This window comes from Pseudomonas sp. TWR2-1-1 (assembly GCF_049897045.1).
GTDB lineage: Bacteria > Pseudomonadota > Gammaproteobacteria > Pseudomonadales > Pseudomonadaceae > Aquipseudomonas > Aquipseudomonas versuta.
Genome location: NZ_JAFCVM010000009.1, coordinates 116,808 through 139,069, shown reverse-complemented (window position 1 = coordinate 139,069; position 22,262 = coordinate 116,808). Strand labels below are relative to the sequence as shown.

The window sequence follows — 22,262 nt, the reverse complement described above, 5'->3', positions numbered from 1 at the left end:
ACAAATGACTGATATAACGAACGACAAACTCGCAAACCACCTGAGTCGAATAGATCAACTGGCTCTATCGATCAGACGCGAGCGCCTGGCAGCCGGGCTTTCAGTGACAGAACTGGCAAAACGCGCCGGGGTGGCTAAATCGACCTTGTCCCAGCTGGAGTCCGGCCTCGGCAATCCGAGCATCGAAACACTGTGGGCGCTGGCCATGGCCATGGGTTTGCAGGTCACCCGGTTCTTCGAGCAACCGCGGCAGAATACGCGGGTCATTCGTGCCAATGAGGGCTCGACGGCCTATACCGAGAACGGCAACTATGCGGCGACCCTGCTGGCGGACTGCCCGGCCGGGGTGCGGCGCGATATCTATCGGCTCAAGGTGCAGCCCGGCGAAGTGCGCCAGTCTCTGCCCCACCCGCCAGGGACTGTGGAACATGTGGTGCTGTGCAGCGGCAGCGCTAATATCGGCCCGGCCAATGAGCCGGTGCTGCTGCATGCCGGCGACTACATCAGTTACCTCGCCAATGCGCCCCACGTATTCGAAGCGCTCGAGGCGGATACCACTGCCGTGATGGTGATCGAGCATCCATGAGGATGAGCCTGAGCAAGCGCTTGCCCTTTGCGGCCAGAATGAAGTGAAAACAACACCTGCACCGAACTGGACGGGGTTCTGGCTTCTGGTGGAAGACGGCGCGGGTTCAAGACGGTTTAAACAAAATGATCGAAGAGCCACCACGCTACATCCTGATTACTGGTGCCGCAGGTACAGGCACAACCACCCTGGCTCGGGCCTGAGCGCTGTGATCACGCCCGGGCCTGCGCCGATAAGCAGCAGCGCTGCCATAAGGAATACCGGCGGGGCTTGCTCGACCTTGGCTAGCCTCAATCCTTCGACCTCTGCGACCAGCCTATGGCCATGAATACACTACCGGGTACCCAAAGCCCGGGAATTGAAGTCGCCAGGCCTGTAGTAAACATCGATATCCCGACCACGAATAATGGCTGTTTGAATGCCTTGTCCATACTGCAAAACCTCCTTTTAGAATTAAGCATACTCAATCATAAAGTGTCGAAGGCAAAGCAGTGATGCATGGCTTGATTGGCGCAGGGTTTTCGCTGAATGCTCACCCAAACGATTCTTTTAAAACGTCACTTTGACCTGTAGGCCAGCGGCCAATGCGTTGCCTCTTTTTTTACCGGAGAAAGCACCCGGCTCGATGTAATACTGCAGGTCCGGACGCAGCAACAGCCATGGGGTGACCTGCGCACCATAATTGAGCTCAAGCATTTGCTCGCCATTGTCGAGGCTGGCGATAATTTCGGATTCGCCGAGGCTGGTTGCAGCCGATTCTTGTAGGTCCCGCGTTCGCGAATTCAGCACGGCTCGACCGTAGCCAAATGCGATGGTGTCATGCGGGCGGCTGGCAAATGGCTTTTGCTTGACCAGGCCGACCGAATACCAGCGACGCATCGGCGAGGTTGCCGCGTTGCTGGTAGCCGCCTGGCCAAACAGACGCAGCACACTTTCAGGGTCTTGCTCATCCCGCCAGATAGCCTGGTCCATCAGCACATAAGCACCGGTGCGGTTGCTGCTTTTTTCGGTGCTGCCAATTTTTGGCGAATGCGAACTGTCGTAGTACCAACCTGCTTTGTATTGGCCACTGAGAAAGGCGTGGTTATTGAAGATAGCTTCCAGTGGCAAAATGGCCCCGGTGGTATCGTGGCTGGGCATTGAAAACGCTTCGGAGGGAAGACTGTTGTGCTCCGGGTTGACCTGGAATACCGCTGTTTGCAATGTCAGTGAATCGTTAACGTCATAGCGTAACTCTGCCCCCCAATGGGCCGTGGGATAGTTGCCCCACCCACTTCCGCTGGACATGGTCAACGGATGCGCACAAAAGCCGGCGCTCACAAAATTGGTCAAAATCGGCATGCCACCAAAATCGGTGCCCATCACCAGGTAACCGACTTTGGCGGACACCGCTTCAGAGAACAGATTGCGCTGGTAACTGAACTCAGTCAGTCGAGTGTATTCCCCGCCGTAGTTTTCTTGTGCTGACAGGCGATTGCCGAGCAAGTCTTCCGTGGCGCTATTGCCGCGACGGTCGTTAACCATTATCTGCACAAATCCGGCGTCCGGAGTGCCGAGCAATTTACTCAGATCAAACTTGGCAGCCACACGTAATTGCTGCGCATAACGCGTACCGCGTTTGATCCCCCCATGCAGGTTAGAAATTGTTTCTGAGCTGTAATCACCGGTAATCGTGATTCCCTTGTCAGCAAGCTTTCGACGCTCACCGCCCCAATCACCGGTAAGTGTCGAACGACTCATCAGGTCGGATGAGTCCGCCAGTGCCCAGGATGGAGTCAAGATACTTAATGACAAACCGCCGCACAGGCTGGTGGCCAGCAGGGTGCGCAAAGAAAAAAGCATTTGGGCTGTGCTCCGTAAAAAATGTTGGTGTACTGATCCACCACGCGCGGACCTGGCAGCAGGCTGGCCGTTCCTGTTTAACGCCTGAACGTTTCGTCAGAACCGGGGCGCTGGCCAGCCATTGAAAACCCGGGCCGAACCGGTTTCTACCGGCGGCATCAAGGGGGGTCCATGATCTGGTTTCTTGAGGGGCAGCCCCGTCAATGCAACGTGATTACGGGTGCTCGAAGCCGCCGGGATCTTCGCTTTACAGTGGCATCGTCGCCCTGAAAGTTATTGAACTACAGATGTCATCGGGCGCGAGTCGTGAGGGCAAGTTTATGCGGATGATTTTTTGGATATATCCATGAAATTGAAAAACTTTGTTGGTAAGGAGGTAATAATCCACCGGTGATCTACGGACTTTCGCTTGCAAAAGCGGCGATCATTTTCTGCTCAAGTTGCTCTTGAGATCATTAGTGGATCGAGCCAAAAGAGGACTTGGAGAATAAGCAACCTCCAGGCCACCACGGATTGTTACTGTTTCTTCAACAATGTTTCTCCTGCTGTTGGATTTATCCAAATCCGCACCCGTATAAACTGACTCAGCGTCTCTGGGCAACGAACAGAGCGTCGAGAATCCCCAGTACCCAAGCAAACACCTGCCCTACTTTTCGTAGAGTCCTCGGCGTTGATGTCCAGTGCTCCCTTGTTGTCGACAAGGTGCGCAATCCAACACGCGCCACCATCAGTGCATTACGGATCGAACTGAACATTCGACCCAGCTGTTCGCACCCGGCGCGAACAGACTTGTATCCACTAGCAGAGCATTCACGAAAATGACGAATGACAATCCATCTCCAACTGCAAGGCTCTCCATGAGCAATATCGCGAGGGTCCTGTTTTCCCTGTTTGTATTTACCGTGGGCATCGCTTTGATTTATGGCGGTATCCAACTAGTGGCACTGGGCGGCTCAAGTTACTACTTGATTGCAGGCTTGGCTTATCTGGTGCTTACCGTCCTCTTTCTGTTGCGCAAGCGCCTTGGCATTACCCTCTCCGTTGCCATCTTCCTGGCAACTTGTGCCTGGGCCTTTTATGAGGTCGGTCAGTTCAGCTATTGGGAACTGCTGCCACGCCTGGTCGTGCCAGCCATTATCCTGACGCTCAGCTTGTGGGTGGGCGCCGCGTTGCCGGACACGTCCTTGAATACTCGACGCGTTGCCAACCGCTTAGGGATCGCCGTATTCCTGGCATTGGTCGCGACCTTTATTGCTGCGTTCTACCCGCACGGAGGGATCTCCAACCCGGTCGCTGCCACTGGCGCCCCCAAGGCCGAAGAGCCCTCCGGCATCGATCAAAACTGGGAGTTCTTTGGGCGTAATGCATCGGGAACAAGGTTTGCCCCTTACACGCAAATCACACCGGACAACGTCAAGGATCTGCAGGTTGCATGGACCTACAGAACAGGCCGTCGCACCACGGGTGCTGGCGCGGGTGTAGACGAAAACACACCGTTACAGATCGGCAACGTTCTGTACTCGTGCACGCCGGAAAACCTGATAACCGCCCTGGACGGTGATACCGGGACCCCGATCTGGAAATTCGATCCCCACGCCAAAAGCGAAGAGCACGTAACTTGCCGCGGTGTGGGCTATTACGACATCGATAAAGACGACAGCCTGAGCGCTGAGGTCAAGGCGTCATACAGCACTGAACAGCAGTGCCGCCAGCGTATTCTGGTGTCGTCTGTAGATGCCCGGTTGTTCGCACTTGATGCGCATACCGGCACCCTGTGCCCGAGCTTTGGCGACAACGGTTACGTTGATCTCAAGAAAGGCATGGGCCCGACAGAACACAGCAAGCGCTATCACCCTACCTCACTGCCAGTAGTCATGGGCCATCTCACCGTGGTCGGTGGCTGGGTACGTGACATTGTGGCAGGCGAGCCTTCCGGCGCCGTGCGTGCATTCGACGTCCTGACCGGTGCGTTGGTGTGGGCATGGGATGTGGGCGCTCCAGAGGCCAAGGACACAGCAGCAGCCGATCATCAGTTCACCCTTGAGACGCCTAACGTCTGGACTGTTCCGACCTACGATAAAGAGTTGAATCTGGTTTACCTGCCTACGGGTAATGGCCCGCCCGACTACTGGGGTGGTGATCGCAACCAGGTCAAAGAAAAGTTTGGTACAGCGGTCGTTGCAGTCGATGCATCAACCGGTAAAGCCAAGTGGGTTTATCAGATCGTTCACCATGATGTCTGGGATTATGACCTGCCTTCGCAGCCGGTCCTCTATGACATCAAAAACGCCCAGGGCGTGAAAACTCCAGTCCTGATCCAGACCAGCAAAACCGGCAACATTTTTGTGCTGGATCGTCGTACCGGCAAGCCAGTCACAGAAGTTGAAGAACGCGCTGTTCCTACCTCGCCAGCAGCCGAAGGCGAGCATCTGTCGCCTACCCAACCCTTCTCCGTAGGGATGCCGACCATTGGGGTCGACCCGCTGACAGAGAAGTCCATGTGGGGCGTGACGACATTCGATCAACTGTATTGCCGGATCATGTTCAAAGACTCCGTGTACCTGGGTCCATTTACACCTCCAAGTGAAAAACCGTACATCGAATGGCCTGGTTTGCTGGGCGGCATGAATTGGGGCGGCATCTCCATCGACGAGAACACCGGCATGATGTTCGTCAACGACATGCGTATGCCGCTGCGCATGTCACTGGTCACAAAGGAAGACACCAAGAAGTTCAAGGTTTCGAGCGATGAAGTGCCTGGTTTCATGGGAACCATTCGGCCACAAGTTGCCGGTATCTATGGCGGTGTAAAAATCGACATTCTGCAGTCACCACTGGGCGTACCGTGCAACACCCCGCCCTTCGGCAGCATGAGCGCAATCGACCTGAACACCCAGAAACTGGTCTGGCAGGTCCCACTGGGCACCGTCCAGGACACCGGCCCGCTGGGTATCAAAACCCACATGCCGATCCCGTTGGGCATGCCGACCCTGGGTGGCCCGACCTCAACAGCATCTGGCCTGGTGTTCTTCGCCGGTACCCAGGACTACTACCTCAGAGCCCTCGACTCGGCCACCGGTAGAGAAGTCTGGAAAGCCCGCCTGCCGGTTGGCGCGGTTGCAGCCCCGCTGATCTACAAATCCCCCGCCACCGGTAAGCAATACGTGGTCATCTCGGCAGGTGGCATGAGTCACTCGCCTGATGTGGGTGACTACATCATCGCTTATGCATTGCCGGACACCATTAACCAAAAATAACGCCTGGTTGATGTGACCAGAAAAAGCCCGCTATCAGCGGGCTTTTTTTGTCGGGAACACTCTAATCAATCGATGATTTCGGCCCTGGATTTTGCAGCCAGCCCCGAGCCAAATGCCGGTTTAACGGCCTTGGTGTAAGCGGTGGTTTCACCGGACTGCCAAGCGTCCAGGTTGGCCAGTTTTTTATACAGATGCCAGGCTGAAAAGCTAAGCCCTATGGCGACAGCGATACCACCATAGATCCCAATCGGATTAATGATGTTGTAGATGGTCGCTCCCGGCCCCTTCCATGATTTTTCGGCAACGTTGTAGGCATACAGTGCAACCGGAATGACTAATACTAACCAGCTCGCAAACCAGAACAGAAAACCCGCACAGGCTGGACGAATCGTCAGATTATACAATTTGTGCGATAGCTTGCTTTTGATGACTTGACGCTCACCGGCGGCATTTTCTATGCCGCCAATGATCAGCGCTTTTTTGAATCCCGGCGCAAAAAACCACACGCGGTTTTTTGTATCCTTACCGATACCCGTCAGGTACTGATAAACCTCAGGCTCCATTACCAAACGCTCAATTTGCCGGCCATCAATGGTCGCCTTGAACACATCTTTACCGGGCTCAATCCGGCTCAAGTTAGAAATCACACAGTCCGTAGTAAAGAACTTAGGCACAAAAAAATCCTGTTGTTGTGGCATTAATGCGGTATCAAAATGATATCAAAGTGCCTTTATCGCGCCTAGACCGCCCTTCTAGAACCTCCAGCAATATCCACCTGCCAGCCAAAACATCCGGCCATGGCCCGCGAGCTACGCCGCTAATTTGAAAAATATCCCACCAAAAGGCCCAATTCGGTGGTTTTTTGCGTCGACTGGAAGCATGCGCTGAAAGAGTAAAGGAGAGCCATCAGCTCAACAGCGCACCGCGAAGCAGCCAAATCACGTTAATGTCTTGGCGCCCGGATACGGGGGTTATCAACAACGGCCGGTCAGCATCCCCATCGCCCACGATGAAGTGTGTAACCGCGCATCGAGTTCCAGTCGTGAAGACCTGAGACGCTTGCACCCTGGGAATATCCCAATCCATCTCGAACAGAAGACTGCCCCCCGTGCCTGGGCGGCCTGTTTACGGGCGAAAGTCAGTCACTCTTGGTAGACTTGCGCGCCTTCACGAATCAGGCGTATTTGGGCCGTGTAACTGATGCTGCCGTCGGTGCATTTCCGTGCTCTGATCGTGGCCATGGTCAACTGGTACAATTCAAAAATGAGTGGGTACCTTGTACCAGCGAGCCATCAGAAACGCCCTTTTACCCCCTAAAACACGCCTAAAACACGTAGAGCAAAATGGTACAGAATTCAGCTACACCCCACGTAAACACAGGCTCTGCGGTGTCCAGACGCTTTAGCGTGGCCCCCATGATGGATTGGACGGCTTAATCAGTATTTCCGTGGCCTACAAGGTATATCGTGTGTAATTTGTGTGCAGTCATACACACCCCGCCAGTACACCTCTACACCACCTCCCGCTCGACTGGACTGAAGCTGATTGGACAGACCAGCAGCGATATAGCTCCAATTCCTGGCACTACCGACTGACACTACCCATAGATCTCCCTACCTCCCCTCCCGTTTGGCACATGGCCATCATCGATATTTAGGATAAGCTGAGCTCATCAAAATCGCCTGGGAGTGAGCACGTGGCAGACAAGAATCAGGAAGAAAAGCAACCGTTGATGGATGTGGCGACCCTAGATGATTTCGCTCACATCAACCCCACATCAATACTCGCCATGAGCAATTCACTTCACTTCCACACGCTTGAGCAAACGTTTCAGGAGGCTGCCAAAGCGGCTGAAAAAACTGGGGATGATGCAGCGGTAAGGGCGTACAGGGTTTTGGCTGTCATCTGCAGCTATCACTTCAATCCCAACCGAGATGATGCCTTCACGCCTCAATTCATCATGGATGGTAGGAGGTCGCTAATCCCGGGTGATTACATAGGTGAGCAACAGAAAGTTCTTACTGAAATCGCCGAACAGATTGACCACCCGTTGCTTCGAGCACGAATTGCTGACAGTTGTTGGTACAGCTGTAGAAAGCTTCATAAGATGGCGGTGCTTGCCTCAAGCTCATACTTAGACGCCGTCGAATCCTTCTTCAAGAAAGACTTACTCTACCAGTACGAGTCTGACTTTGCAGTGCCATCTAAAGTGGTTGATATTATCGAGCGAGCATTCGTCATTTATGCATCCGCGGGCAAAAGGAAAAACATACCGGAAAGTGCTAAGGAAACATTTTCCCTCGCTTATAACACAGCTAGAGACAATCTAAATTTAGTAGCCTTTCATAGACTTTCGTCTATTGGCCAGTCTTACGGACTACTGGAGTGGCAAGAGATAGCCACTGAAGCTGAGAAGATGGCAACTGCTGCAAAAGACAAGCAGTATGCTGAAGCGGTGAAAAGAGTTTGGCTTCACGCAGCTCACGCTTACTTCAAACTTGGAGATAAGGAAGCCTCAATCAGATGTAAAGTGTTTGCGGTCGATCAAACGTTGCGAATGCGTGACGGGGTTGGATCTGCAATGGCCAAGGCATCCTGGACACGAGATGCTATTGGTGAGCTTCGCTCAATTGGAGGTATGCAGGAGCAGATCGATGAACTCAAAAAAGAACTGCAGAATTACGAAAACGATTCACTATCTGAGCTCGGAGAGTTCAGTATACCTATTGATCTTAAAGATGAGCGCCAAGCAACCATAGACCAATTCGAAGAGCTAGAAGTTCACGAAATGCTTTTCCGCTTAGCCTTCAGTTCACGCCCCCCTGAGAAGATAGTTCTTCACAGGAATTGTCTGCAAAAAAAGAACAAAAACTTTCTATCATCGATAATGGGCAAGGTCTACGCGGATGAAAAAGGCAAGGTAATAGCCCATGCACCGTCTGCGGACTTATCTGACAAGCCGTCTGAGGAGTGGTTTGACCACGAAAGCCTCACAGAAGTTGGCCTCCATTATCATATTGAAGCCGAGGGATTCATCAAACCCGCTTGCATGACTATATCTAACTATCAGGCCATTGATGAAAGACACTTAGAGCCTATCGCACATCACAGCGCATTTGTGCCAACTGGGCATGAATCAATTTTTGCACTTGGATTCGCCAGAATGATTCAAGGCGACATGGTGACAGCAGCTCACACGTTAATCCCCCAACTGGAAAATTCACTTAGACACATATTGAATAATCGCGGATCCAACACGGTAAAATTTAATATAGATCTTACGCAAGAAGATCAATCTCTCAGTCAAATGTACTCAAATCGAAAAGAAGAGCTTGAGCAAGTCCTCGGCCCAAACATAACCTATGCAATACACTTACTTTTCAATTTGAAAGGTGGGCCAATGCTAAGACATGAAATGGCGCATGGAAAACTCACTGCGGGACAATGCTATAGCAGCGCCTGCATATATGCATGCTGGCTAATATTCCATATTACATGTGCTCCACTTAGAAAATACTGGGAACCACATGTAGCAAATGCGATTCAAGAAGTAACCCACTAGACAAAAAACACACCTACCAATAGCGAACTCACAATACACCATTGCGAGTTCGCAAATCAGCACTGCAAAACCGCACTCACCCACTGCGAACACGCACCGGATTAAAGCGAAACCGTACTCTGCTTCTGCGTTTTCACACTAACCCTTAGCAAACCTTCATACAACCCAAAACAAATGACTATATTTGCAAAAACACTCCCACCACCTATTGCTCCACATGCATAATAGTCTTATATCAGTAGCTAGCCAGTTGTGTCTGTGGCAGACAATAAGCGACTACTCACATCCCTTCGGGTGTTGCGTTGATAAAAGCTAACCAATAAAAACAATAATAGGTAAGCCAAGATGAAGAACATCGAGAAGCAAAATAAAGAAACCCGGATAACTTTTAGACTTAACAAGTCTGAGTTAGATACCCTGAATTCCAAAATGAACGAGGCAGGCTACAAGTCCGCAGGTGCCTTTATCCGTGACTTCGTTGCTAACGGCCATGTAAAGCCCAAAGTCACCCAGGATGTCGTCCAGATCGCCAGGGAGCTCATGAATCTCGCATCGCTGATCAACGCCGACCGCCCCGGCAGTGAGCTCCTTGAAAAAGTGAAGTACATCGCCCAAGTGAACCTGGGAGGTGTCAAATGATCGGCAAGATCTTTCCCAAGTCTGCAGGATCGTTTAAGAACCGGATTCGGTACATTTTTGGCTGCACCAAGCACGACCATGAGATCTCGGGCATCCGGACGATCAGCTTCAACACCATGAGCCGCGATCCACTGCCAGGCGTCTTCCAGGGCAACGAGGCGGACTTGTCGGAAATGATCAAGGAGTTCGACCAAGTCGAGACGCTTAGGCGCTTCACTATCGACTCCGACAAGCCCATCAAACCGGTCTTTCACGCCATGCTGTCCTTACGCCCTGGGGAGGCCCTGACAACGCCTCAGTGGCGCACAGCAGTCAACAAATACATGGCAGACCTGGGCTTCGATGAGAGCAATCAATTCGTCGCTGTGATGCACCAAGACAAAGACCATCAACACGTCCACATCGTCGCCAACAGGATTCGGCTCAATGACGAGTTCTCAATGGTCAAAGACAGCAACGAGCGAAGCATCAGCCTGGACTCTGTGTCCGGCATCGAAGACCGCTTCAAGCTGTCCAAGGCACCGAAGCCCAAGGACACTTGGGGCGTCTCGATCTCCCACGCCGAGCTCCAGGCCTCGATCCGCGATAATGACCTGCCGCTCAAGCACAAAATGATCGCAAAGATTGCCGGCGCTATCGAGCACACCAAGCTCATCGATGGCGACATGTTTGACTTCGTCGGCGCGCTGAGAAAGCAGAAGGTTTACATCCATCTGACGCTAAACGATGACGGCCAGCCCAAGGGCATCTCTTACGAGCTCGACGGCAAACATATCAGCGGCAGACAGCTCAAACGTTCACGCCTCACATGGCACAAACTAACAAAAAAAGAAGGTATCAGTTATGACTCAGAAACCCTTTCAGAGCTTCAGGAAGAAATTGCTCGCCGAGATCAAGTCGAACGCCCAAGGCTTGAGCGACTCCAGTACTTCTTCCTTCGATTCCAAGCCGGCGCGCGAAGAATCCCTATCAAAGTCAAAAGCGCCAACTGGCGTCTCGACCGGGACACCAGGCTGATCCTGGAAGCCCTCGAAGTCCTGCTCGGCATCGATCTAACTTTCAAAGGCATCGGAAAGCCATCAAAGTACTACATTGAATTCACCCCAGGCCAACCGTTGGTTCTACCGGCCGGAAAACAACAGGAGTATGAGTTTGATCCACAGCCTGCATAACGCCAGGTTTACCAACAGCGAGGACGTACCCGGCCAATGCATCGCTGGGTACGTTTTCAGCATGCCAGGCGGCGATGACTACATCCAAACGCAACCGATCCAAGCGATCTGGGAAGACGGCGGCGAGCTTTTTGTTGAAGACAAAGCTGGCAGCACGTACCAGATCGCCGACTTTGAGTACGACGATGCGGCGCACCAGATCGGGTGCATGCGCGAGGAGATTTTACGAGGTTTTTTTTCTACATGAGTGGAGAGATGGGTAAGTGTATTGCCTCGATAACCTATTTGCATTCGATCCGACCATCCATTTGCGTCAGATTTGATCACTTCGCTTCATAGCCATGACCAGCAGAGTACAGCTACGGTCGTTCATCGTCGAAATCTACATTTCTTCGACCTTAAACGCTTAGCCCGCAGAGTGACTAGGACGACAATACCCAGCCCAGGCTGCTATACGAATTCAACCGCACTGTAGACAGGCTGGAGGAGCTTTTCTCACTACCTATGGGCTATTCAGATGTTAGATAATCCTGCCGGTACTCCATGCCCTCGATATCATATAAAAGCTCTGCGATAGCTTGGGCGGGTATGTAATTTACGACACCGCTCGTTCCAGATCCAGTTACAACCATCCCTGAAAACTCCAACTGACCATTCGCATAACGTAAAACTGGAGATCCACTGTAGCCTCTTAGACTTGGTGTTCCAGTGCCGGTCAGTTTAAGTGAGTCCAGTCCTGGTGCCTGCGAAGTAGCACTTTTACCATAGAGAATACCCATTGTCGCTGAGGAAACTCTTTCGTCATAGTCATATGATCTGTCAGAGTCAGGATATCCACAAACACAATAATTTTTCTCCCTATCCGGAGTGCTATCGCCAATAGTGAAACCTAAGTCCATCCACCACAGACCATTATCGCTCAGGGTGCTTAGGTCTTCTGGGTAAATGCGCAACACTAATAAATCTCCAGCGGGATTATAATCATCCTTCATAACAGCCTCGCGATCAAACCTAACCTCCATACCAGTCCGCAGAAAAATTCTAATGTGTTCTGGATTGGTATTTTGATTTACCCAAATGTGTTTCGCAGATATGAGGTAGATGTGCTTCCTCCATTCGACAGTGAATGCAGTTCCTACTCCCCAGTAAGGATATTTTTCGTCTCCAGAATATATTGTGACGGGGTGAACAATGCCTAAGAGCGAGTCCTGCAATTCCACAGCCGAAGGTGAGTTATCCATGGTTTTCATTATTCAATGTTAAAATTACTGACAGGAAGTAATACCGTTAAAGTACAGCCCATATCATGCTACTTGTGTCACTGACTAGCCCCGATTTGAAAACAGATATCACGCATCAGTCTCGCGTCAGCCAGAGCATGGTGTGGAGGTTCTACCAAAAGCCTTTCTATATCGGAGTTAAGCACTGCATTACCAACCATGTTACTCAGATCGGTGGGCGTAGCCAGTACGTTAGATGGCCATTCGCTTCCTGTCTGCGCAACGTAACAGAAGAATTTCCAGTCCCAGTCCGGGGCATCAGAGCAAATTTGCAGGTTTACGTCAAAACGATGAAAAAATTTCTGTAGCTGCTCTTTGGCTTCCGCAAGGGTTTTCCCATGGCGTTTAAGATCGAGCTGCGGCAGCACTGTTTTGACGACGAAGTCACTGCAGTCTTCCTTACCGTACCCATCCGTCAGCTCAACGTAAAACTCCTCCCCAGTCTCGGCGACTAACGCTATTGATATGAGCTTTGCATCGCGATGCAGGCCTGTAAATTCGGTGTCCAAAAAGACTTTCATTGATTCCATCCGTACGATAACCATCACAAGACTAGCGACTGTTGGAAGCCAGTACCACCGTAACTCATTCCGACGACCTCTCAAAAATCCATTGCCTATGTAACCTTTAAAGGTGTACATTCGTTTCATTGAAGGCAAAATTCTGCCAACAAGATAAGATTCCCTAGCCCACGTCCGGGCTTTAGGGGGAAATGGTGACCGAGGATCAGTTTATGGCCTTAGCTGAGCTTTTGCGGATGCGTGGTGGAGCAAGCCAAGAGGCCGCGCGCCTGGTGCTTGTTGAGGGTTTGTCTACAACAGAAGCCGCGCGCCAGGTTGGTACGAGTCCTCAGGGGGTCAGTAACGTACTGGCTTCGTGTCGGCGTGGTCTTGAGTTGGCTCGGCGTGCCACGCAGGAGGAGTAGTGATGCTCAAGGCTATTTTTGAAAAGATAAGATATTGGGCGTATTTCACAACTTACTTTTTGCTTATCCCGATATCCATCGTAAGGTTTTACGTCAAACTCTTTTCCAAGCCTAAGCCGGTCACCCGCACTCTCCGCGATGCTCGCTTTTGTGGCAACGGGCATGTTTCTGGTCTTTCTTCACTGCAGGATGGAACGATAACTGATGCCTGCGGCTTTTTGATGGATCTTACTGTCGAAAAGGGGGAACTGGTGGCGATTCTGGATGGCTACAGGTATGTCATTGCAAACGTTATCGCGCCGGATGGTGATCGAAATCTGCACGAGACATTGTGCGAATTGTGGCTTCCAGGGCCTGCAAAATGATCGAAGTATCGTCGATAAAACTCACTGACTTTAATTTTATCGGTGATGGGATGTATGCGGCCAAGTATCTACATCGCGGGCTCAGTGGTGCCGTGCAGTCGGAGTTTGATGGATTTTTGTTTTTAGGTGACGAACTTTTTTAGTTTGTACGGTTTTTGGTGCCAGGGAGCTTATGGCGGTAGAGAGCTTTTCTGCGAAATTTGATGCCAGAAAACATGTGACTGAGCTATATAAAACGCTAATGGGTTTTCCGCTTTAAAAAGACTAGCGCGCCACCGATCTGCATTCAATAACCAAGGAAATCGATATGGATAGAAAATTGTCCGCGGTACTCGTGTGTCTAGCTTTTGCTCTGTCATCAGTTACTGCAATATCCGTAGCCATGACTGTTTATAGTCTAATCGACGATCAATTTCTCCGGCTCATATTTGCTGGCGCCGCTGTTCTGCTCGATGTTTTTAAGTACTTGGCATGGCCTGTAGCTATGCGACTAGTCAACGAGCGGTTTAGGCTAGCCGCTGCTGGCTTACTATTTTGTTCGATAACCCTCGGAGCTGTTTCTGGCTGGTCAACTTATGACCGGTTGGTTGGGTCGATAAATGCAAGTAACTCCCTGCACGATGCGCTCAGTGGCTCGCGGTTGGCGCAGTTGTTCTCTTTGATTAAGACGGACTCCGATTTCCTCGAAACTCTGGGAGAGGCGGAAAGTAAGACCAGAACTGACTCATCCACCCTAAGGGATAAAGGCATGGTCACAAAAGCCCAGGAACTCGAATCTGCTGCATACGACAGGACGGATACCCAGCGCCTGGCTGCTATGGAGCGGATCAAAACCAACTCCTTGGAAATAGCCGAAATCCAGGCAACCACGACAAAAGCATCATCTATTCCAACACTCCTCGCCGCCATGCTCTGCGCTGGCTTTGCCATATCACTGGAGCTCGTACCAGCCCTGATCCTCGCAATCCTGCCAAGTCAAACACCAGAGGTCGTCCAGGGTAAAGATGTGCCAGAGTCACCAACCATCGTGGAAGCAATACCAGAGACAGTCCAGAATCATGAATTGGTGACGAACAACGGGCTCTTAGACACGCTACTCAAACAGGCTGCTGAATTGCCATCGCACAGTAGGATCAAGGTAAAAGACTTTGCCACTGAAAACCGGGTAGGTAATCTCAAGGTGTGTCAGGTATTTAAAAAAGCCGAGGAGCTTGGAGTTCTTCAGAAAACTCCCCTCGGCTGGGTAATTGCACAGACTTGACCGTCCATTTGCAATAAAAGATAATTTTTATACGTCAAAACATCCTTCTAAATTATGCCAGCCTCTTTTTGTAACTTTTTAATATAACCATTTAATGACCTACTAAAAACAGGGAGGTTTTCACTTACAAACTCCCAGTTAAAAGTCATTAAGGCGCTACTCCAGCCTACACTATAAATAACCCCATCTTCATCAAGCTTTTTACTACCATGTGTCATATTAAAGCTTTCATGATCAAAGTGAGCGCCATGTTTATCGCGATATGCTCTAGCATCTTCTATAAACTTATTAAACTTGACTTTAATATCACTAGAAAATGCCTCTAAAACTATTTCTTCGATAATCGGCTCCCAAAATTTTTTCTTGTTGCCGGCAATAACCCCTGCTTTTCCATAGCCATCGTTAAAAATAGTGCAGAATTTAATAATTATTTCTTCAGTTATTAGCTCGCAAATAAACTGGACATCATGAATATCAGGAAATAAAGAACCATGCTTTTCTTCGAAGCTATTTAATGCCTCCTCATCTAGCCGCAGACCAGTTTTCAATCTTCTGCGTTCCTCATCATACAGCTCTGTAATATGCAGTGGCCTACCAGAATTACAGAAGCGATCAACTCGTTTCTTAAGCTCCAGAAGATTAATGATTCTATTGATTGCTATTTGCCATAAATATAGCCTACCAAGTGTTTCTTTCATTATTAGCATCGCCTTTATATGGTGCTGATTGAGAACTTCAAATAGCTTCTCTAGCTATGTAGCCAAAGCTATAAGCGGGCTATATTTATAGCTTAATTGATATGTTACATCTGTGGAAAACCATGGCCACGAAGCCTTCTGGTCAGAACGAATGCAGCCGCTATCACCGCTTAGCCAAAATCACCGCAGCCACCGAATCTGGAAATCCTATTTCCTGAGAAAAAACCTCGAAAACCAGATCATCAAACCATGCTCCACCGTTCAACACCTGCTCATCATCAAAAACCCACGACTCCCCATCAATCCCGGTAACCTCCTTGACCACCCCTCCGCCAGATTTAACAACAATCCTGGTCATCGACGAGCCATAGCTCACATCATCACCGTCAAAGACCACAGCCGGCGCGCCACCACCTCTACGTCTCCAAGTAATCGTCGCGGGCCCACTTATAAACCCACCCTCATGCCCATTTACCCGCACCCTACCCGGAGTCCACGGCTGATCATTCCGCGCGCCAACAGTAAACGACCTCAGCGCAGCATCTTCAAAAGCTTGACGCCCAGTCTGCGTTCCAACAAGCATCTTCACACCGACAGCATCCCCTGCCGCGTACTGCCATGGCGTCACAGCAAACCCCTCGCTCACAGCCCATACCCGCGCGCCAACCGGGTGGCTTACTGGCTTGGTGTTGAACAACCCACGATTAACCACCCCAACACTGGCAGAGCCAGAGCCATACCGAGAAACCGACTCATACGAAATCCATTCAAACCCAGAAACGCTGGAAACCAGCAACAACCCGAGACCACTCCTCACTTCCTCAGATGTGTACTCATCCAGCTCGCCAACATCACCACCCAGCTCAACCTCGTCCTCAAAAAACTGGTTTGCTGTCAAACCCCGGCTCAAAAAACACAATGGCGTGAACTGCTGAACCCCTGCATCAGTCCAGGAACCCTCGCTACCGCCCTTTGCTTGCAAACGGAAATCGCGTCCTGCGACCGGTTTTTCGGCAGCGATCAGGATGCTCCGCGTTGTCTGAGATGGGGTCAGAATTGCGGGTGCTTCGATGAAATCGTAGCGCGTAACGTCCACTGGTTCGAAGGACGGTTTCTGCCATTTCGCTTCCGATCCTGTCGTGTAAAAACTCTCAAAAACCCCAAAAACGTCCTGGATCAGCGTGAGCCGAACAGCTCCATCGGTTGGAGCGCCGAGGTCGACGGCGGTTACGCGCATCACGATTTTTTCGATTTTTTGTGCCGGCCAAGTGAGTTTTACTACATCACCTACTTCAGCATCCGCCATTGATCTGTGGCACTCAGCGATGCACGAAGCGAGAGGGACAGAAATCGCGGAAAGCTCGCGCTGTACGATTTTCGCGGCGGTTTCTCGAGTAGAAATCATCGGCATCGATAGGGTCTGGCCGTCCGAGTCGCCTTTGTGAATTCGTAAGCCGTTGTTCTGGGCGATCACTGTGCGTTCGTTGTAGTCGTCGGCGGTGCTGGTGTACTTGAGTTTGACCTCGTTGATTGCGGTATCGAGTGACCCACGGCTAAAATCTGAAAGCGATTTGACGTTCCAGGGGCCGATTTCCGGGACATCGTCGACCTCGTAGTCATTCCTGATCAGCCGAAGTTTCAGGGCGCCTGTAGCCGGATCCGTATTGAGCGAACCCTGGATGATTGTCTTGATGTCATCGATTACGTCAGCAGCGGTGCGGGCCGTGTCGATTACGCATGAAATGCCAAGGCCTTCGTCGCGAAGTGTTTTAGCAGCTTGCACGAACGACTCAACGTCGACGGTTGTAAAAGCGATGTCTGCACCAAACGCCGGGTGGGTGATGATCTCGTGTAGGAAGTAGGCGGGATTTGCATCGTCGCCGATTTTTTCGTAAAGCAGCGACTCTGGAGCAGTTGATGGTGATTTTGGAAAGCGCGAGCAGACGAAGCTAACAGCCTCGGGCGTCGACGCGTTTCCGATGTACATCCCTTCAAGGACGGCATATGCAACACCACGAATTGGCGAAACGACGTCAGTACCCAGCAGCTCTACAAGGTACTTGTTTGCGGCTTGGACTAGAGAGCCTCCGTAAAAGCGTAAGGTGCCGGACACGCCACCAGTGCCATCCTCGTCGCCACCGAAAAGCGTGGGTTTATTGATCTGGATAGCGCCACCTGACGACTCACCGTTCCAGGCCACCTGATCACCAAACTTAACCTCTCGCAGAATTACATCCTCGCCGTGGCAAATACCAAGCTGTACGCCCATGTGATAGCGATATCCAACCGTGGTTTTTGTCGTGGAGAAAAGTCCCTTAACCTTTTTGATGATCCTGGAGGTGCGCAGGTCGCCATACCAAACCACGTTAGGGCCGCTCAAACGTCTAGTGCCCGCCAAAATTTGAATCGGACGTTCAGCAGCCGAAGGAAAAATAAATTCCTCCAGCCCAGCAGCAGAAGGCGAAGGAACTTTGGTCTTCATAGTCGCTATCATTACCAGCGACAAGAGGAACATTACAGCCATCATCCAAATCATTGCATTCTCTTTATTGTTGTTATTAGGCTTGAAATGGATTATTAGTCGGGATAGTCAAGAACCCTAGGAAGTTATCAAAGTTACCAAAAGACTGACACGAAGCCGCAGACCTATCACAGCCCTTGGCAACCTGCACAACATCACCAACTGATAGGCCGTCAATAGGCGACATGAGTTCGAAGTTATTACCATTGACTGAGTTAATCTGGCGAAAGTCAAAGCCGTCTTTTGACAGCAAACCTGCTTTGTAATACTCGGTTTCGTGGGCTTTGTTGGCAAGTTCGATTGTGTAGCCGCTATTTGATACTGAAACCACAGTGGTTTCTTCTTGCCAGTCCTGCATTTCCAGAGAACATCTGGCATCGTATAAATGGTGGTTACACTGACTTTGATATCCAGCACGCATGATCTGACGACGTAATAGTGCAGTTGCCGGGCAGCAATCAAGGGTCGCGATTGAGTTATTCCATGTAACACCCACAACTTCACCTGCAAAAATATTGATGAAGAGTCTTTTGGCGTCACGCTGAGTGCGAAATATCTTGAGCGTTACATGATTTGATGGAAGCGTAGAGCGAAACAATAGCGGCACTGGCGAGTCACCAGGTAACTCTATGCTCAGTCTGTTTTTGTAGTCTTCGTTAGTTCGCTGAAGCTTGCCACGTCTCAATGCCAGAGGACTGTAGATTAGACCATCAACATGAAGATGCGGTTTGATACCACTTGTATATGCAAACTTACTACCTCCATGCTCGAAGAGATAGAGTTCAATGGGCCGAGAAAGGGATAACGCGGCTTCAATTTTCTGGAGCGTCAGCATGCAACAGTTGCCTTATTGTTTTTGTTATTGTGCTGTCTTGCGTAGTGTCAAACGTGTACTTAAATTCGTCGGAATCGAAACGACATAGATACAATGGTTTAATCGATTCTACATCTTCGACTTTGATATCGCTGAGTGGTTCGTCAAGTATCAGGACTTCGAGTCCGCCTACTGCGCCTGCACTAACTAGCGACCTTTTCAGCGTAGTTCCATTATACAGACTAATGGTGATGGCAGGCGGAAAGGACTTTGAATTACCAAGGCGGCTATAGCCAACAGGCTTGATCTTTAGTTTAAATGTCTCATCGTAAATATCTTCAGCGATCTCCATGGCGATTGCTGCAGACTCCATCCAGAACTCGCCTTGGGCACCGTTCTGAAGCTCCGCAAAGTTTTCAAAGCTTTGCCTTTCATCATCAGAGAAAAACCTAAAAGCATGGCTAAAAACACGAACAATGCCAGGAGTCCGTTCGTAAATACTCCGCGCGCCGATGGTTGGATCGAAGTGCTCACGCAATCTCTGGTACTGAACAGATATATCATTTGACCTATCTGGACGAAATGGAATTACATGCTTACCTTTGTATCGCTCAAAAGCATCGACCGGCACCGGTTTAGTAAATGTCGTTTCATCGAGTTCAAAGGTGATTTGGTGGCTTGCCAAAGAGTCAATATGGATAGTGGCACTACTCTCATCGGAACTATACCCCGCTCTAACAGGTACGACGCGAGCACCAAGTTTGAAGTTTCTATTAACCAAAGCAGTCAGAACAACCGCACCAAAGGCTACACTCTCTACACCGACAAACTCAGAATCAACCCCATCGGTTATCATCAGAGTATTAGAACTAGAAACGTAACCGTTTACACTATCAACATAGATGATACGATCACCCAGCAAAACATCGTGCGTTAACTCGCTGGCATGCGCCCACATCGGCACTAGCAACTGCCCACCAAAATTCCCGTACTTAATGTCGAACTCAGTCAGCGCGCCATCATCAAGTAGATACTGGTAGGTTAGTGATACACGCGGCTGATCCCGCAATGCTATACGTTGTTCAGTGCCATCAAAGCTCTCAATCACTTCAGTCAGGTACTGGATGGTCATTCCTGGTTGAGTAGACCAGTCGATCCTCTCAGCAATGATAGTCGCCATTGTTGCGGATAAGCGAAAAGGAAACACACCGCCAGGCCCGAAGTCAAAACCTGCCTCATAGCCGATGATCCCGCCCTTGATTTGGCTCAGAAAAACTTCATATCCCGCTGATGTAAACCCTGGAATAACGCCAGAGGTAACACCATCAAGCACCAAGCCATTGCCACCAGTTTCGTTGACTCCGGTCAGCAGTTTATCCGTGGTAAAGGAATGCCAAAGCTCAAAGCCGAAAGTATCAGACGGTGTTACAACACCTGCCTGAATTACAGCCGGAGTGAGAAAGACATTATCTAAGAAGAAGTCGCCAAAGCTTTTAGAAATCTGGTTCATGGTTCATCCTGCAGGACGGCCAGTCCAAGATTGTAATGTGGGGCATTGCGATTTAGCGGGTACTCTTTTTTGAACTGTGGGAACACCATGAATCTTGAGGTGCCAACTTCATATATCTCCCCAGGCTCTAGCACATCAAGGGACACGTAGAAAATATCTGGGAATTGACTGTATGGCGAATAGATACCATCGAAAGATGTAAAGTAATCAATCGGTATAAGCCCACTATACCCGCCAGTGAGCCCCGAAGACCTGACAACAGTACCAACACTACCAAATGAGGTATTTCCAGGGTGCGCATGGGGGAAACCTGAAATAGATCCTCGCGAAGTTGTCGACAGAGTCCCGAAAGTTCTCTCGCCCCTGTCAAAACCAGTAAACTCAGAATTCTTTAAGTAAACGCCAAAGAAGTTACTGGCATTAGCAAAGATTGATTCCTTGTTGGTGGCTTCGTAAGCATTTGTGGACGAAACGAACTGCCCTCCTGTGTCACCAACAAAAACAGGGAGCTTGCCGAAAGCTAGGGACGAATACTGATCCGAAGAGAAGTTGGTGGTAACCAAGACATGATCAGCAGCAGTGAAAATATGGCATACACCTTTGTCACCACTCTCCAAGTAACACTTGGGTGAGTATTGGAATCCTGGCTGCGAAGAATAAGCTACATTGCCATCAAACCCTGTCTTGAGGTTTAGAACAACCCCCTTTTGGCCATGGCTCCGCGCCGCATAGTAGTCGACATAAGGGTCATAAGCGCCAAGACTACGAAGACCAAAATGCAATCCATTTTTAGAGATGTGCAGCTGCTTACCAATGCGCGGATCAGGCATGTCCGCGTACTTCAGCTCGGCCCACCCTTCCGCCTTCAGCCGTTGATTGATGATAGCGATCAGGTCTTCAGCGGACGAATAAACCGATGTGTAGTAACGCATTAGGAAAGCCTCAAGGCGTAAGTTTCAGAAGTCTTAGACACATTCGGCACTACCAGGTAATCAACTGCATCTACCTGAAATACACTGCCAGCCTCCCTACCCTGTGAAACAGCAAAGACACCGTCGAGGAGACCCAGCCACTTACCATCATCCGAATTCAGGGCATCAGCTGCATCTACTCGCCCCGAACTACAAACCAGCGCCTGATACAACATCGCAGAGCCATCCAACTTGTTTCCAAGGCGCTGGAATTTGCCATCAAACGGCCAGATATAAGAGTACGCATACGGGTAGGAGAAACTATAGAAAGATGAAGTTCCGCCAGAGTTACCGCCCACCATCTGCCAACGCCCCTCCGGCAGAAAAACTTTAGGGCAGAAGTTCTGACCGCCAGAGAAGAAAGGATAAGCGGACTCGTAAATTTCATTACCGACCTCCCCCGACCCACCGATAAAACAAGGGAATGGGTAAACTTTGTTAGAACCAAAGGGCAACATCAACCCGGCATATAAAGAATACCAAGCACTACCCGACTTGATCACAGCAGCCACGCGCCGCGAATTAACGACTGTCCAGACCTCTACAGCGCCCGCAGGAACCCTGAAGCGAGGCAGGAATGGCGTGTACGTATTACTGTACCCACTAACTTGCAACTTGGCTGAAACATCCGAATCGTAGGTCTGAAACGATTGAATCTCGCAAATATCACCAGAGATTATAAGTGCAATATATCCCTGACCATACGGAAGTCTGAAGACTTTTTCGCTGGCGATATCTTTGACAACAACCCAGTTGTTTGATGGCAAAATAGAAGCAGCAAGAACTGACAAGTAGTCAGCCCCTGAAGCGTAGGTAGAGTTCAGATAAGCCATGTATTATTATTCTTATTAGCTTTATT

Annotated in this window: 18 protein-coding genes and 1 pseudogene; 8 read left to right on the top strand and 11 right to left on the bottom strand. The window is 50.2% G+C overall.

Translation table 11 applies throughout. From position 1 onward, the window contains the following. The first annotated feature begins 4 nt into the window (after window positions 1-4). Window positions 5-586: a helix-turn-helix domain-containing protein gene (locus tag ACP7BO_RS21020; protein ID WP_397456569.1), complete on the top strand. Its 582-nt coding sequence runs from the start codon at window positions 5-7 to the stop codon at window positions 584-586. 549 nt (window positions 587-1,135) lie between these two features. Here ACP7BO_RS21020 and ACP7BO_RS21015 read toward each other — a convergent pair. Beyond that, window positions 1,136-2,428: a carbohydrate porin gene (locus tag ACP7BO_RS21015; protein WP_426212547.1), complete on the bottom strand. Its 1,293-nt coding sequence runs from the start codon at window positions 2,426-2,428 to the stop codon at window positions 1,136-1,138. A gap of 857 nt (window positions 2,429-3,285) precedes the next feature. Here ACP7BO_RS21015 and ACP7BO_RS21010 point away from each other — a divergent pair. Continuing rightward, window positions 3,286-5,685, top strand: coding sequence for a membrane-bound PQQ-dependent dehydrogenase, glucose/quinate/shikimate family (locus tag ACP7BO_RS21010; RefSeq protein WP_426212545.1), 2,400 nt, complete (start codon window positions 3,286-3,288; stop codon window positions 5,683-5,685). A 65-nt stretch (window positions 5,686-5,750) separates the two neighbouring features. Here the strand turns inward: ACP7BO_RS21010 and ACP7BO_RS21005 are convergent, their stop codons facing one another. Together ACP7BO_RS21005 and ACP7BO_RS21000 are read right to left on the bottom strand one after the other, a co-directional pair. Continuing rightward, window positions 5,751-6,359 carry a hypothetical protein gene (locus tag ACP7BO_RS21005; RefSeq protein ID WP_426212543.1) on the bottom strand — a complete coding sequence of 203 codons (609 nt, stop codon included), beginning with the start codon at window positions 6,357-6,359 and terminating at the stop codon, window positions 5,751-5,753. Between the two features lie 471 nt (window positions 6,360-6,830). After that, a pseudogene (locus tag ACP7BO_RS21000) lies at window positions 6,831-6,926 on the bottom strand (integrase); the annotation flags it as partial. A 455-nt stretch (window positions 6,927-7,381) separates the two neighbouring features. On the opposite strand from ACP7BO_RS21000, the gene ACP7BO_RS20995 reads away from it, so the two are divergent. The 4 genes from ACP7BO_RS20995 to ACP7BO_RS20980 all read left to right on the top strand — a co-directional run bounded on the left by ACP7BO_RS20995 (window position 7,382) and on the right by ACP7BO_RS20980 (window position 11,305). After that, window positions 7,382-9,247, top strand: coding sequence for a DUF4209 domain-containing protein (locus ACP7BO_RS20995; protein ID WP_426212541.1), 1,866 nt, complete (start codon window positions 7,382-7,384; stop codon window positions 9,245-9,247). A 345-nt stretch (window positions 9,248-9,592) separates the two neighbouring features. After that, window positions 9,593-9,886: a plasmid mobilization protein gene (locus ACP7BO_RS20990; RefSeq protein ID WP_426212539.1), complete on the top strand. Its 294-nt coding sequence runs from the start codon at window positions 9,593-9,595 to the stop codon at window positions 9,884-9,886. Further along, window positions 9,883-11,058 carry a relaxase/mobilization nuclease domain-containing protein gene (locus tag ACP7BO_RS20985; RefSeq protein ID WP_426212537.1) on the top strand — a complete coding sequence of 392 codons (1,176 nt, stop codon included), beginning with the start codon at window positions 9,883-9,885 and terminating at the stop codon, window positions 11,056-11,058. The genes ACP7BO_RS20990 and ACP7BO_RS20985 overlap by 4 nt, the downstream gene beginning before the upstream one ends. Beyond that, window positions 11,039-11,305, top strand: coding sequence for a hypothetical protein (locus tag ACP7BO_RS20980; protein WP_426212535.1), 267 nt, complete (start codon window positions 11,039-11,041; stop codon window positions 11,303-11,305). Before ACP7BO_RS20985 ends, ACP7BO_RS20980 begins: the two co-directional genes overlap by 20 nt. Window positions 11,306-11,567: 262 nt before the next feature. On the opposite strand, the gene ACP7BO_RS20975 is transcribed toward ACP7BO_RS20980, so the two are convergent. Both ACP7BO_RS20975 and ACP7BO_RS20970 read right to left on the bottom strand, forming a co-directional pair. Then, window positions 11,568-12,299 carry a hypothetical protein gene (locus tag ACP7BO_RS20975; RefSeq protein ID WP_426212533.1) on the bottom strand — a complete coding sequence of 244 codons (732 nt, stop codon included), beginning with the start codon at window positions 12,297-12,299 and terminating at the stop codon, window positions 11,568-11,570. A 77-nt stretch (window positions 12,300-12,376) separates the two neighbouring features. Continuing rightward, complete coding sequence (locus ACP7BO_RS20970; protein ID WP_426212531.1) at window positions 12,377-12,859, bottom strand: 3'-5' exoribonuclease domain-containing protein; 483 nt, start codon at window positions 12,857-12,859, stop codon at window positions 12,377-12,379. 406 nt (window positions 12,860-13,265) lie between these two features. On the opposite strand from ACP7BO_RS20970, the gene ACP7BO_RS20965 reads away from it, so the two are divergent. Together ACP7BO_RS20965 and ACP7BO_RS20960 are read left to right on the top strand one after the other, a co-directional pair. Further along, window positions 13,266-13,628, top strand: coding sequence for a hypothetical protein (locus ACP7BO_RS20965; protein ID WP_426212529.1), 363 nt, complete (start codon window positions 13,266-13,268; stop codon window positions 13,626-13,628). A 307-nt stretch (window positions 13,629-13,935) separates the two neighbouring features. Continuing rightward, complete coding sequence (locus ACP7BO_RS20960; protein WP_426212527.1) at window positions 13,936-14,889, top strand: hypothetical protein; 954 nt, start codon at window positions 13,936-13,938, stop codon at window positions 14,887-14,889. A 47-nt stretch (window positions 14,890-14,936) separates the two neighbouring features. Here ACP7BO_RS20960 and ACP7BO_RS20955 read toward each other — a convergent pair whose 3' ends face one another. The 6 genes from ACP7BO_RS20955 to ACP7BO_RS20930 all read right to left on the bottom strand — a co-directional run bounded on the left by ACP7BO_RS20955 (window position 14,937) and on the right by ACP7BO_RS20930 (window position 22,236). After that, on the bottom strand, window positions 14,937-15,587 hold the full coding sequence (locus tag ACP7BO_RS20955; protein WP_426212525.1) for a hypothetical protein: 651 nt from the start codon (window positions 15,585-15,587) through the stop codon (window positions 14,937-14,939). 163 nt (window positions 15,588-15,750) lie between these two features. Further along, window positions 15,751-18,069: a phage tail protein gene (locus ACP7BO_RS20950; protein WP_426212523.1), complete on the bottom strand. Its 2,319-nt coding sequence runs from the start codon at window positions 18,067-18,069 to the stop codon at window positions 15,751-15,753. Window positions 18,070-18,145: 76 nt separating this feature from the next. After that, the gene (locus ACP7BO_RS20945) at window positions 18,146-18,943 is read right to left on the bottom strand and encodes a phage BR0599 family protein (RefSeq protein WP_426212521.1); all 798 of its coding nucleotides are present in this window, start codon (window positions 18,941-18,943) and stop codon (window positions 18,146-18,148) included. Continuing rightward, entirely contained in the window at window positions 18,921-20,432 is a 1,512-nt protein-coding gene (locus tag ACP7BO_RS20940; protein WP_426212519.1) for a hypothetical protein, read from the bottom strand. Before ACP7BO_RS20940 ends, ACP7BO_RS20945 begins: the two co-directional genes overlap by 23 nt. Continuing rightward, entirely contained in the window at window positions 20,429-21,364 is a 936-nt protein-coding gene (locus ACP7BO_RS20935; protein WP_426212517.1) for a hypothetical protein, read from the bottom strand. Before ACP7BO_RS20935 ends, ACP7BO_RS20940 begins: the two co-directional genes overlap by 4 nt. Then, window positions 21,364-22,236 carry a hypothetical protein gene (locus ACP7BO_RS20930; RefSeq protein WP_426212515.1) on the bottom strand — a complete coding sequence of 291 codons (873 nt, stop codon included), beginning with the start codon at window positions 22,234-22,236 and terminating at the stop codon, window positions 21,364-21,366. The genes ACP7BO_RS20935 and ACP7BO_RS20930 overlap by 1 nt, the downstream gene beginning before the upstream one ends. Window positions 22,237-22,262 lie beyond the last annotated feature (26 nt).